Here is a 13,314-nt window from a genome sequence, read left to right on the forward strand (position 1 = left end):
AATACTTTTCAATAGCTGCGATCTTTTCTGATCCTGATACTTTTGCTTTATGAGACATGAAAAAACGCTCCTCCTTACAGTAAACAGTTTTATTATTTCAACTGTCTACCTCAAGGGGAGCATAACACTTGAGGTGGGTCATTCTTGTTTATAGATCCTGATGAAAATCTACGTCTCATTCTGCCTTCCCGCGATGCCATACATCAGCAGATCAATCGTACGGTCAATTTCCTCTTCCTCATTCAGAGGAAATTCCGGCACAAGAAACACATGAAAGACGATCATGCCCATCAGCATACTGGCCGCAGAACGAATGATGCGCCAAGGCGGTGCTTCGACGATCTGCCCTTGCTCTTGAAAGTGCTTAATGACTTTCTGGATGCGAGAGACTACAATATTGGTTGCCAAGGCTTTGATCTGTTCCATCAGCTCAGGTTGAAAAGGCACCTCTTGGAACAGGATTTTAAGCAGTTTGATGTTTTTGCGTGCAAACTGAATCCGGTCTCGGGCAATCGCTCGAAAGAAATCATCCGCTTGTTGGTAGGGCACATCCAGCAGTTTGGCAAAATCACGAACGAGAAAAGGGGCTACTAGCTTGATCGCAATAGGCCCGGCGATGGATAGCAGGAGGTCCTTTTTTGTTTTGTAGTGGCGGAATATCGTTCCTTCTGCGACGCCTGCTTTTTGCGCGATTTCACTAGTGGAGGTGGCGGCGTAGCCTTTTTCTGAAAATATTTCTATGGCGGCCTCCAGAATCTTGGCCTGCTTATCTGTTTTGATCTGTTCGCCTTCCTCCGTCAATCGGATCAGGTCCTCCAGCCATTGCTCTTTTTGATCTGACATAGAGATCCCCTTCCCATGCTGCTTTTATTTCCATTAGAGTACTATATTTTTCGATGCTTGCGCAACGCGAGCACATTGGCTGCCATGAAGAGCAGTGTTAACGCCAGCAGAATGTAAACATCCATAGCAATAGAGCTCCAGCCTTCCCCGCGGATCATAATGCTGCGGAGAGCATCGGCCCCGTATTTAAGCGGCATGAGATGGGATAGCCAGCGAAGCCACGGCGACATGCTTCCCAGATCGAATAATCCCGAGAAAAACACTTGGGGTACAATGACAAGCGGGATGAATTGAATCATTTGAAATTCTGTGTTCGCGAATGCCGATAAGAAGGTGCCGAAGCTGAGTGCCGTCAAGGACAAAAGCAGCATGATCAGCAGCACGTACCCAAACGATCCAGCCATGAAGCTGCCCAGTATGCCGATCGTATATCCGGCGATAAGTACCGCCTGCAATGTGGTAAATAGGCCGAATCCCGCCATGTAGCCGGTCACGATCTCTGAGCGGCGCAGCGGAGTGGCCAGAAGGCGCTCCAAGGTTCCGCTGGTTCGCTCCTTCAAGAAGGAGACCCCTGCGATCAGGAAAACGAAGAAGAACGCAAATAAGCCGATCAATACCGGACTGAAATGATCAAATGAGGTCATCTCCTTCGACCCGTGCAAATAGTCAAAGACCGGAGCGGGAGGGGAGGAGGTCTGACCTTGTACCGGAGTCTGCCCCTGCATCGTTTGCTGTATAACCACCATCACTGCTCTGTTCTTGGCGGCATCGCTGCCTTCCAATGTCACGTGGGGAGTATTGTTATCCAACTTGATCACAGCGTCGATTTCTTGCCTTGCCAGTGCTTCATCCGCTTCATTAGCAGTGCCGAATGTTATCACGGAAGCACCGTTTGTGCTCAAGCTCTGGGTCAATGCTTCGGGCATTTGCACAACACCCAGCTTAGGCTCATAAGTATCGCCGTTGAAAACCAGATACATGAGGGACAGGACCAGAAGCGGGGCCGCGATCAGTAATGCCATCGTTCGTTTATCATGCAGGAATTGCCGGATGATCCGGACAATAAGGGCGCGAATTCTCATGCGCGTACACCTCCATAGTACAGAAATGCTTCTTCCAATGTGGCGCTGCCGGTTTCCTGCTTCAACTGCTCCAGCGTTCCTGCGGCTATAAGGCTTCCTTCGCGAATCATACCGAGCCGATGGCATTTATCAGCTTCATCCATGACGTGGGTCGTTACGATGATCGTTGTTCCTTGCTTGCTTTGGTTATCCAGCTCCTCCCAGATTGATTTGCGGAGCACGGGATCGATGCCCACGGTCGGCTCATCCAGGATCAGCACCTCCGGTTGGTGAAGAAGCGCAATAGCGAGCGACAATCGGCGCTTCATTCCCCCGGAGAAGGCACCGACGGGACGACGCAGATGAGGGGTTAAATCGACTAGCTCCATCACCTCGAGCATTCGTTTCTTTAGCTGTCCGCTGCGAAGGCCGAAGAGTGCGCCGAAGAACTCCATGTTCTCTTTGGCTGTCAGCTCCGTATATAAGGCGTCGGATTGAGACATGTAACCCATTCGGTTCATCATCGCAAGCTTAGGCATAGGGGTACCCAGCACTTCAATTTGTCCGCTTGTCGCTTCGTCGATGCCGGCGATCATTTTGACCAGGGTGGTTTTGCCGGAACCGGACGGACCGAGAAGTCCGAAAATTTCACTTTTGCTAACTTGCAGACTCATGTCCCGGATGATTTCTTTGTCGTCAAATTTGCGAAAAACATGTTGCACGTCGATACAAATGTCAGCAGATTCTCGCATCGTAAACACCTCTTTTTAAAAATGAGTGATTACTCACTCGAATGAATAATCTAAATATACACCTTAAGTTTGTGAGCATCAAGTAGGCTATTGTTTTTTTCACATTAGGATTTAAAAATTTGTATTGGCTGAACGACTTAGGCGTACCAGCTGTCCGGTGTCCTGGATACCGTTCTCGATCGATTGAGCTCCGTCCAATTCAGTGGGTTGCAAATTCATTTGTTAATCATTATAATAATTAAGGTAGCTTAATTATGAAGGGTGTGAATGTATTTAGATGGAGAAGGTGAATCCCGAGCTGATCCGTGTCGTCAAAGAGATGAATGAAGCCGATTATGCTATGAACATCATGCTGGTTCAGGCCCATGAATCGCTGTTTGATAGCGAAATTACGACTAAGCAGACTATTCTGCTGGAATTCGTTCATAAGCACGAGCGATTAACAGTCAGCGAAATTGCGGAACGGATGAAGGTTTCCTCCAGTGCGGTCAGTCAAATCATCAGCAAGCTGGAGAAGGCCAAGTATGTAAGCCGGGAGATTAATCCGCACAATCGCAGGGAAATATTCGTTCGTTTGGACAAACGGGGGATAGAGCACTTCGTCAAGGAAGAGCAGATGGAACGATCGATCATTGAACGCTTTTATTCCCAGCTCGATTTCGAGGAAGTCGTCGCATTGAAGAACACCATCCTGAAGCTTAAGGGGATTGTAGAGAAGGAACTGAACGGCGTCTCGGAGGAGGAGTGAACAGCAAGTGGAACAGAAGAAGTGCCTTGAATGAAAGGCGTAATTCTTCTTTGTCCAATAGTTAAGATGAATTAATAATTAAGACTAATAATTAATGATAATCATTATTTATTTGCCTTATATTTTATATGGAAAAGGGAGAGGATCACATGGAAAGCACGAAGAGACAGCGTTTGGAACGATTGTTCGGGGACATGGGAGAAAAGGGTGAGGTGAATGGAGTCCTCATGGCTGCCGAGCATGGGGAAATCATTTATCAAGCTGCCTTCGGGGAGGCCGATCTATCCAAGGGCCGTCGGTTGACGACAAACTCCGTGTTCGAATTGGCCTCACTATCGAAGCCGTTCACAGCCTTGGGCGTCATAGTGCTTAAAGAGCAGGGAAAGCTGGCCTATGACGATCTAATTGAACGATGGGTGCCGGAGCTTCCTTACAAGGGGGTTACCGTACGGCAGCTGCTCTGTCATACGTCGGGCTTGCCGGATTATATGGACTTGTTCTTCGAGCACTGGGACCGTACACGAATTGCGACGAATGCAGATGTTCTGGAGCTGTTGATTCAACATCGGCCTCCGGTCTATTTCGAACCTAATGAAAACTGGTTATACAGTAACACCGGTTATGTGCTGCTGGCGATCATTATTGAGCGGGTAACGGGACAGCGGTTCGCTGACTTTATGAAGGAAAGCGTGTTTAGCCCGTTAGGCATGACCGATACGAGAATCTACAATCGGAGGTATAGGTGGGAGGCAATTCCTGATTATGCCTTCGGCTATATCTACGATCTTCATTCCGCTCGTTACGAGCTGCCCGACGATGTGCCGGAAACGAATTACGTTGTGTTCCTGGATGGCATCCAGGGGGACGGAACCGTGAACTCGAATTTAACCGATCTGCTCAAGTTAGATCGGGCACTATATGCCGGAGAGCTTGTGAGCAAGCAAGCGCTGGAGGAGGCATTTGCGCCGGTTCGCTTGAACAACGGCGAGACCTTCGACTACGGTTTCGGCTGGATATTGGAAGCGAATGAGGGAAAGGGCAGAGCCGTTAGTCACAGCGGAGGGTGGCCAGGATACGCCACTAACCTGATCCGCTATATCGACGCCGATAGGACGCTGATTTATTTGAGCAACATGGAGCAGGACGTAGAATTCAACCAAGCGATTCTGGCAGCGGCCGAACAAATTTTGTTCGATCTCCCTTATGATACTCCACGGCGCCCGGAGCAAAGGAAGCTTGCTGTCGTAGACCCTGGCCTGTATGAGCGCTATGTCGGAACGTACCGGCTGGATGACAGCGAGGGCGGTGGAGAGGGGACCGCTGCAGTTGTTCTGGTGGAGGAGGACAGACTCTACTTGCAGATCACCGGCAAAGTGCGGCTGGAGCTCTATCCAGCTAACGAAACGCGGTTCTTCGTTCGTTCCGTTCCGGTGGAAGTGAAATTCGTCGTGCAGGACGGGGAGGACAAGGCGGAGAAGCTGGTTATTTTCCAGGAGGGGACGGAGACTCAAGCGGTTCGGATTGATTAGGGCGATCGGCAATATAAGCGGACAGTTATCCCTCGCTTCGCTTCTTGACAGAAATTCCATTTAGCTTTTCAAGGACTCCTACTGGGGCACTCAAATCTGTGCAATAGTGTCCCTGAATCTAGCAGCTGCCACATAGGAAGAATTGAAGTGTAAAAATGCCTCTTAATCCAACCATTTCTCCGAAAATGGATATTGAAGTGCAAGAGTACCCTCTAATTTTGGCGAAACGTCGATTTTCATAAAACGTTGAAAATAGAGTGCATTTTTACACCCTAAGCTCAAAAATGGCTAAGACTGTAGAATGGGGGTGCATATTTGCACCTTCATTTTTTTCTGCCTAACTACAGACCACTATATTAAAAGCACAGCACTTTTCGCATCGTATCTTTCTTGTAACGCCAGTGGCACTAGTAACGTTGCCACCCCACCCTTGTTATGCCCCGCTTTTTGGCGAGGGAGAGCGCGGCTAATGCTGTTTTGCGCGCCCACCCGTTTCTTCGATAGTTCTTATCCGTTTGAATGCCGAACTCACATTCATTACCGACTACCCAATCCGTAAGGCACCAGCTGATAATGGCGGGGCCCTTATCCGTATTATCAATAGCGGCACACCCGCGTATTAGAGGGCTAGGCTCTGGGGTGCTATTAACCTATCCCTCCATTCCATAATGTATAAATCATCCAGCTCCGGCAAGGTCAAGCTTGTGTATATGATGTTTTTCATTCATGGATCAAATAATCGCAAGACCGTCAAAAAGGCTTGTTGACGTGTGTAAGAGCCCTTGGGATCAAATTCATTATTTCCGATGCCGCTCATAATGCCCCGGGAAGACACATAAGCAACGGAATCGACAGCCCAACTGGCGATATGTTCGTTATCTGCGAAGCTTACAGGAGGGGCTTCCGTATCCAGATCCAATACGTTGGCGGTATTTCTTAGCATAACGGCTGCTTCCTCCCGCGTCAGGGTGCCGTCGGGATCGAAGCGGCCCGCACCCTTTCCGGACACAATCCCAAGGGTATAGGCAGCGAGAACGTCCTTATCCATGGTGTCGGTAAAGGGAGATTCGGGCAACGAAACGCCTTTCTCTAATAGAAAGCGATCCATGCTGGTGGCTGTCTGAGCCTCGATGAAATGGATGACAAGTGTGCTGAATTGTTGTCGGGTGATCTTGTTCCTATAGTCGCTCTGCAGCGCAGGGGGAATAATCCCGACCTGAATGGCAAGCGCTATCCCGTCTTCTGCCCAGTCATCGGGAGAATCCCCGCTGGAAGGCAGAGCGAATCCCGCGTCCGGCTGGGGGTGGGAGAGATAGCCCCACTTGTCAAACTTCTGAACCGGAGCCAGCCCATCGTTGAAATCCCATGCAAAGTCGTATTGAAGTTCAATGACTTCCTTCCCCGTTTTATCAATAAATCCGTATTTCAGATTTTTGCTGACTCGTGCCAATCCTTCGCTAAAATCACTAGCATTATGATATTGAGGCTTGACGATTTCCTTCCCGGTTTTGTCAATAAAGCCCCAAACCCCGTTCTGTTGAACTCTGGCGATTCCCTCCTTAAAGCCAAGCACACGTTCATACTGCGGCTTGACCACTTCTTTGCCGGTTTTGTCAATGAACCCATATTTAATATCGTAGTTTTCTTCTTTAATGACTACCCCCATTCCTTCATCAAAACCGATAATATAATCGTAGGTCGTGCCCAGATCAACTTCATTTCCCCATAGATCTATGAGCCCGCTCTTGCCATTTTTCGTCACGGACGCCAGGCCATCGCTAAAGGGACTCACCGATTCATATTGAAGCGGAATGATTTCTTTACCGGTCGTGTCGATAAATCCGTATTTCTTGTTTCTTTTGACCCATGCACGGCCTTCGTAGAAAGTTCCGACCTCATCATACTGCAGCTTAACGACCTCATGTCCGTTTATATCAATAAAACCCCATTTGTTGGCTTTGCTGACCGCTGCCAAGCCTTCACTGAAGAAATCCAAGCTATTATCGTATTGCGGGGGAATCACTTCTTTGCCTGTTTTATCTATAAATCCATATTTCCCCGCCCTTAAAATTTTTGCCATACCTTCGCTGAAATTCCATGTGTAGTCATTGTAATTATCGGTGTATTCGTGTTGCATAGGGATGACGATTTGACCCGTTCGGTCAATAAAGCCACGTTGGCCGTCCTGTTCAATCTGTGCCAGTCCCTCGCTAAAGGGCCATGCTGCCTCGAATTGAGGAGGGATGGCATATTTCGGGGATTGTGCGAAGGCCACATGAGTTGTGCTAAGCATCATGACAGCACAACCCATAATGCTGAACACGCGTTTTAAAGAAGAGCGTTTAGTCACGGTGAAAAATCTCCTTTCTTTCCACTTTGTCCTTCGACAGGCTTCGAATTTGCCAAAATTTAGATGGTTATCCCTTCATTCGTTCGACAGGCTGCCACAAAATCCTCTTTTCGGAACTGGGATTGGCTGTATACTTATTCAAATATCTCGTATATGTTAAGATTATAGAAGTTAAGGGGGCGGGAATGTGTCACTGCAAGGGGAAGAAAGGAAGAACAAAATACTTCATATGCTGGAAATGAAGGGAAGGGTAGAAACCGGGACCCTGGCTAAAGCATTGAAGGTATCCACAGAAACCATTCGCAGGGATTTGGACGAGCTGGAAGGGGCGGGGAAGCTTAAGAAGGTATATGGGGGCGCGGTCAAAACACTGGACGGGGAAGAGGCGCCTCACCTTGTCCGAGAAGTGGTTAATGTGGAGGCCAAGAAAAGAATTGGCCACCAGGCGGCCGCCATGGTTAACCCCGGCGATACTATATTTGTCGATGAGGGAACGACCACTTTGAAGATGATCTCTTATCTGCAGCAGATTCGCGGCCTTACGGTGTTTACCAATTCCTTCCCCGCGGCTTCGGCGTTGATGGACTACACGAACAAACAATCATTTCACGGTAAAATCATATTTATCGGCGGAGAAGTCAACTCCGGTCACGCCAGAACGGCGGGTTCCCTCACCGAGCATATGATGGACTCTTTCTATTTTACGAAGGCGTTTATTTCCATAGATGGAATGGACCCCGAAGCCGGTTTTACCGGTTATGACGGCAGCAAGTCGATGCTGGCGGCCAAAGTGATCCGGCGAACGAAAGAGGCCTTTATTGTCGCGGATTCCTCGAAAATCAGAACTCGTGCCAGTTATCGAATTGCCGGCCTGCACGAGATTCACGCTATCCTATGTGAAAATCCGCCGCCTCCAGAGTGGCAAACGGCATTGGAAGCAGCGGATACCCGCTGGATCGTCGTTCCCTGACGGGCTGTTATCCGCTGACGGCTCTTCACTCTGCTAAAGAAAGACAACTGGTGCTGCCTAAAGGGGGCCTAGCGGAGCGGGCTATTCCTTCCGCGTAAACAGATTTGCGGGAACCTTGCCTTCCCAGGCCTCGCAAGGCGGCAAACCGAGTGCATAGGCAACGATAGAAGCGGTATCCTTGAGCGAAATCTCTCCCGTCAACTGGGTGCCGGGCTGGATATGGGGGCCGTGGCAGCCCCAGAAAACCGTCATATCCTGTGGATCGCCGCTGCCATGTCCCCGCGGATGATCACCGCCTCCGCCATGATCGGAAGTAAGAATGATGAGGCTGTCCTCCAGCCAGCCGGCTTCACGAATGGCATCCAGCACCTGCCCGACATAGCGATCCGTCTCCGTTATCTTCGCCAAATATTCAGGCACATGGGCCCCGTAGCCGAATTCATGGCCGGTATAATCAGGCTCGCCGAAATGAATAAACATCATTCTAAGATCAGGATGATTGCGGATATATTCTACAGCCGAGGCGGCCAATTCAGGATCCGGCAAGGACAAGGCGTCGAAGCCGCAGGACTCTTCGATGATTCCATGAATAATGGGCCGCCATTCACAGAAAGCGGCGAGCCTGCCTTCCGGCCACTGTTCTTTGGCCAGCTTCATAAAAGACGGATATGGAGAATCATCCGGATATTTCTCCTCGAAGGCCTTTGTATTATCAAGCCCGTGTTTGGCCGGATCGACCCCATGGAACATCGATCCCCAGCACTGTGCGCTGATGGAAGGGAAGACCGTTTGGGCATTGTAGGTATAGGCCCCGTTCTGCAGCACACGATGAATATGGGGTGTGGGCGTGTCTTTAATGAAGTTGCCCGCGCCGTCCAAACCAATGATAATCACTCTTTTGCAGATGGCCTTATCCCCGCTCTGAAGCTCTTTCGTGTTCATTTCATTCAACCTCTTTCCCATTGTAATATTGCCCAGGGCTATCCCCATAGAGCTATTGCGACAATTCCGAACGTAATCACCGAAGCCATGATGATTCTGCGCATTCCCTGCTGCTCCTTTAGCAGCAAAATACCGAGCAGCGTCCCGAACACGGTACCGACTTCCCGAATAGGCGCAATAGCGGCCAGCGGAGCCAGCTGCAGGGCGAACAGAAATAACAGATAGGAGCCGGGAGAGAGAAAAGAACCGAGCACAATTGTGCGCCAATTCATCTGCCATTCTGTCCTGATCAGGCCGGACTTCCATACATAACGAGTCCCCACCAGAACATAACCTATATTGGAGATTTCGATCAGGGCAAACGGTGACATCTGGGTCACGATCTGTTTGTCGGTCAAGGTATAGCCGGTAATGCACAGGCCGACGGATAAGGCCAGCCCAACCGCGAGTGGAGTCAACGCGTTAGACTGGACGCCCGGCTGGCTGGATAAATTGCTGATGACAAATAAGCCGACAATGATGAGACCCAATCCCAGCCAACCTATTAGCGATAGAGATTCGTCATAAATGAAGGTGCTCATGACGGGAACTAGCAAAGCGCCTGTACCCCTCATGATCGGGTAGACCTGGGACATATCGCCATGCGAATAGGCTTTCGACAGCAGAACAAAGTATGCGCCCTGAAAGCCCATGGACAGCGCGATCCATAGAAGCAGCGGCCCTGTCAGATGAATATGCGTCAGCTCATAAATAAAATACGGCAAAAATAACACTGCGGCCATGATGTGGATCAGCCATAGAAAGACGGCCTTATCCCGGCTTCTTTTCGTAAACAGGTTCCAGACGGCATGGGCCAGACCGGAACCTAGCACCAATAGAATCGCTAACGAAGTCATTATCAGATCATCTCTTTTCCTGCAGCAGGAATATTATCCTCTTCATAATAAAGGGATATGCCACAAAAAAGCAATATAAAATGTGGTTTTTGTTGTTTTTATTTGGTTTTTCCATGGTAGTTATGTTCTCTGGCTCAAGATCATGAACCTATTCCTGCGGGTGACCTTATTTTACAAGGATGAATATGGAGGAATGTAATTGATGGGTGGATATCCCTATGCTATACTGGCATCTGAAAGGCCGGATACGCTTACAATTTCGGCTGTTTCATTGGCTTGGATGGGAAACACCTTCTAAGTGCTGATCCGATGACAACCCACCTGCGGCCGTCACTTGTCCTTGGGGTGGGTTTTTTGGCGATTCCGGCCATCCGCTTCCAAGGGGTTAATGCGATGAGGGAGAGTGGATGAAAAACATGAAGAAACGATGGTTGGTTGTGGTATGCGCTCTGTTAATGTTCGGTGGCACTCCGGTAGGGAGGGCTGCCGAAGCTCCGGCTTTCGTGATTGAACCGAAATATGATGATGTGGATCTTTACTTCACTGAAGGATTGACGAGCGTTCAATTGGGTGGAAAGTGGGGGGTTGTAGATAAGACAGGCCATGAAGTCGTTAAGCCTCAGTATGTGGGCATCAATTTTTTTAAGGGCGGCTATGCTGATTTTGTTGGACAATCGGGACAATACGGCTTTATTGACCACACAGGCCGCGTAGTGGTCCAACCCCAATATTCCAGAGTAGAGATATTTGGCGATGTCTGGGCTGTTCAAAAAAATAATTTTTGGGGCCTTATCGACAAGTCGGGCAGGGAAATTGTTAAGCCCCAATATGATAATTATAAATGGCAGGGGAACGAGGGGCTTGCATCCGTGAAGAAGAACGGAAAGTACGGCTTTATCGACGAAACGGGCAAAGAGGTTATCCCTTTTAAATTCGATGTCGCGTACGGCTTTAGCGATGGGCGGGCTCTCGTTATTTTGGATGGCAAAGAAGGTTTCATTGATAGGTCGGGTAACATCGTTTTCTGGCGTCAACATGATTATGTATGGGACTTTGTCGATGGCATGGCGGTAGCGGAGAAGGACAACCAGTACGGGTTTATCGATCTAACAGGAGCGGAGAAAGTTCCGCCTGTCTATGACCGGGTGTTGGACTATGAGGATGGATATGCGTTAGTCTCAAAGAACAATAAAAGCGGCATGATCGACAAGAATGGTCAAGAAGTGATCGAGCTAAAATATGATATTCTGTCATATTTTAGCGAAGGCCTGTCCGTGTTTAAGTCAAAGGGACGGTGGGGGGCCATCGCTCAGACGGGTCAAGTCGTCATCGAACCGAAATACGATTATATGTATTCATTTATAGATGGTCTGGCGAGAGTGGAACTCCGTAATAAACTTGGATTTGTAGATAAGACTGGCCAGGAGGTTATTCCTCTCCAGTATGATTATGCCGCCGAATTTGCAGACGGCCTTGCGGTAGTCAGGAGAGACGGTAAATTCGGGTACGTTGATAAGCAGGGCCGGGAAGTGATCGAGCCTCAATATGAGGATGCCTATAACTTTAGCGAAGGTCTGGCTTGGGTTAAAAAAGGCGAGAAATGGGGGGCCATCGCTCAGCCAACTGTTGCGGCCGATTCGGCTCCTCCCCTCGCCGATGTCCCGGATGATTGGGCTGCCAGCGAGGTGGACGAAGCTATAGAAGGCGGCCTAATCCCTTCCATCTTACAGAGCGGATATAAGGATAAAATTTCCCGACAAGACTTCTGCTTCTTGGCAGTCCATTTTCTAACCGTTCAGACGGGCCGCTCCTTGGAAAACATCCTGTCGGAAAGAGGGTTGGATTTAAACGATAATCCTTTTAACGATACGCAGGATGCATTTATTACAGCTGCTAATAAGCTGGGCATTGTGAGCGGAAGAGGGGAAGGATTATTTGTGCCGGATGATCCTATAACCCGACAGGAAGCCGCGGTCATGCTCAAGAATACTGCGAAGGTGCTCGGAATAGATATGCCCGTATCCCCATCGGGTTTTGCGGATCAGGACAACATTGCCGCTTGGGCGAAGGATGCCGTTGATTTTGTTTTCTCGGCAGAAATTATGAGCGGGATGGGGGACCGGCACTTTGTTCCGGAAGGGACTTATACACGCCAACAGGCTTATATGACTATTTTGCGGTTAGCTAAAAATTAAAGAGCAAGTCCGCTAGGCAGAATGCGTCTTATGGGAATAGATTTTAATTACAGCAGAATTTATAAATACCAAAACCTGTCTTGCGGCTGGTTTTGGTATTTTTCTTGAAACTATATAATTTACAAAAAATCGTTATTGGTAAATTTTCGCCAGTAAACGCAGGCTTTCTTGATCAGAGATCATGGACGCCGCAGGCGTTTATCCTTGGCCTGGCGATTATCCGGGTATTTCCGAAAGGGTTAGAATGATTGGACAGTGGTCGCTGCCTGATATCTCCGAAGCTATTTGCGAATCGATCAGATAAGGGGCTAATCGTGAAGAAGCGAGAAAATAATCAATTCGCCATCCAATGTTGCGCTCTCGCACCTTGGGCATGTAAGACCACCAGGTGTAAGAGTCCGCCTGCTCGGGATAGAAATGCCGGAAGGTATCGATGAATCCCGCATTCAGCAATTGAGTCATCTTGTCCCGTTCTTCCGATGTAAATCCCGAGTTGCCCCGATTCGACTTCGCATTCTTCAAATCGATTTCCTGATGAGCGACATTTAGATCACCGCAAATAATAACCGGCTTTACTGCATCCAACTGCAGAAGATAAGCAAGAAACCGGTCCTCCCATTCCAGCCGGTACGCAAGTCGGGATAAATCGCGTCTGGCATTAGGAGTATATACATTGACCAGATAAAAGCCTTCGAATTCCAGTGTTAGAATTCGCCCCTCTTGCTCTTGATCCTCTTCCAGGCCGTAGCGAACGGAGAGAGGTTCAAGTTTGGTGAATACGGCGGTGCCCGAGTAGCCTTTTTTGGAAGCATAATTCCAATAAGTCGTATATTCCCCACCTAGCTCCAGTTGGAGTTGTCCTTCCTGCAGCTTGGTCTCTTGGATACAGAAAATATCGGCGTTTACTTCCTCGAAATAGGAATAGAAGCCTTTACGGATACAGGATCGGAGTCCGTTAACGTTCCAGGATATTAACTTCATGATCATGTGCAGCAGGTGCCGTGACTTTTGTCATAATAGTAAATAAA

Annotated in this window: 11 protein-coding genes; 4 read left to right on the top strand and 7 right to left on the bottom strand. The window is 48.8% G+C overall.

What is annotated here, in order from left to right:
* Positions 1-168: 168 nt before the first annotated feature.
* The 3 genes from KJS69_RS28345 to KJS69_RS28355 are packed head-to-tail and all read right to left on the bottom strand — an operon-like array spanning position 169 to position 2,656.
* Positions 169-843 carry a TetR/AcrR family transcriptional regulator gene (locus KJS69_RS28345; RefSeq protein ID WP_213587489.1) on the bottom strand — a complete coding sequence of 225 codons (675 nt, stop codon included), beginning with the start codon at positions 841-843 and terminating at the stop codon, positions 169-171.
* A 41-nt stretch (positions 844-884) separates the two neighbouring features.
* The gene (locus KJS69_RS28350; RefSeq protein WP_213587491.1) at positions 885-1,925 is read right to left on the bottom strand and encodes an ABC transporter permease; all 1,041 of its coding nucleotides are present in this window, start codon (positions 1,923-1,925) and stop codon (positions 885-887) included.
* Entirely contained in the window at positions 1,922-2,656 is a 735-nt protein-coding gene (locus KJS69_RS28355) for an ABC transporter ATP-binding protein (RefSeq protein WP_213587493.1), read from the bottom strand. The genes KJS69_RS28350 and KJS69_RS28355 overlap by 4 nt, the downstream gene beginning before the upstream one ends.
* A 277-nt stretch (positions 2,657-2,933) precedes the next feature.
* Between KJS69_RS28355 and KJS69_RS28360 the strand changes: the two genes are divergently transcribed.
* Both KJS69_RS28360 and KJS69_RS28365 read left to right on the top strand, forming a co-directional pair.
* On the top strand, positions 2,934-3,404 hold the full coding sequence (locus KJS69_RS28360; protein ID WP_213587495.1) for a MarR family winged helix-turn-helix transcriptional regulator: 471 nt from the start codon (positions 2,934-2,936) through the stop codon (positions 3,402-3,404).
* 149 nt (positions 3,405-3,553) lie between these two features.
* On the top strand, positions 3,554-4,933 hold the full coding sequence (locus KJS69_RS28365; protein ID WP_213587497.1) for a serine hydrolase: 1,380 nt from the start codon (positions 3,554-3,556) through the stop codon (positions 4,931-4,933).
* Between the two features lie 724 nt (positions 4,934-5,657).
* On the opposite strand, the gene KJS69_RS28370 is transcribed toward KJS69_RS28365, so the two are convergent.
* Positions 5,658-7,283: a WG repeat-containing protein gene (locus KJS69_RS28370; protein WP_213587499.1), complete on the bottom strand. Its 1,626-nt coding sequence runs from the start codon at positions 7,281-7,283 to the stop codon at positions 5,658-5,660.
* A gap of 187 nt (positions 7,284-7,470) precedes the next feature.
* Here KJS69_RS28370 and KJS69_RS28375 point away from each other — a divergent pair, with 187 nt between their 5' ends.
* Positions 7,471-8,253, top strand: coding sequence for a DeoR/GlpR family DNA-binding transcription regulator (locus tag KJS69_RS28375; RefSeq protein WP_213587501.1), 783 nt, complete (start codon positions 7,471-7,473; stop codon positions 8,251-8,253).
* 81 nt (positions 8,254-8,334) lie between these two features.
* On the opposite strand, the gene KJS69_RS28380 is transcribed toward KJS69_RS28375, so the two are convergent.
* Both KJS69_RS28380 and KJS69_RS28385 read right to left on the bottom strand, forming a co-directional pair.
* Positions 8,335-9,195 carry an alkaline phosphatase family protein gene (locus KJS69_RS28380; protein ID WP_213587503.1) on the bottom strand — a complete coding sequence of 287 codons (861 nt, stop codon included), beginning with the start codon at positions 9,193-9,195 and terminating at the stop codon, positions 8,335-8,337.
* Between the two features lie 38 nt (positions 9,196-9,233).
* Positions 9,234-10,091 (bottom strand): SMR family transporter, encoded by an 858-nt coding sequence (locus KJS69_RS28385; RefSeq protein ID WP_213587505.1) that lies wholly within the window; start codon positions 10,089-10,091, stop codon positions 9,234-9,236.
* Positions 10,092-10,498: 407 nt separating this feature from the next.
* Between KJS69_RS28385 and KJS69_RS28390 the strand changes: the two genes are divergently transcribed.
* Positions 10,499-12,286: a WG repeat-containing protein gene (locus KJS69_RS28390; RefSeq protein WP_213587507.1), complete on the top strand. Its 1,788-nt coding sequence runs from the start codon at positions 10,499-10,501 to the stop codon at positions 12,284-12,286.
* Between the two features lie 216 nt (positions 12,287-12,502).
* Here KJS69_RS28390 and KJS69_RS28395 read toward each other — a convergent pair whose 3' ends face one another.
* Entirely contained in the window at positions 12,503-13,267 is a 765-nt protein-coding gene (locus KJS69_RS28395) for an exodeoxyribonuclease III (RefSeq protein WP_213587508.1), read from the bottom strand.
* Between the last annotated feature and the right edge of the window lie 47 nt (positions 13,268-13,314).

The sequence above is a fragment of the Paenibacillus sp. J2TS4 genome, assembly GCF_018403245.1.
In the GTDB taxonomy this organism is placed as follows: domain Bacteria; phylum Bacillota; class Bacilli; order Paenibacillales; family NBRC-103111; genus Paenibacillus_L.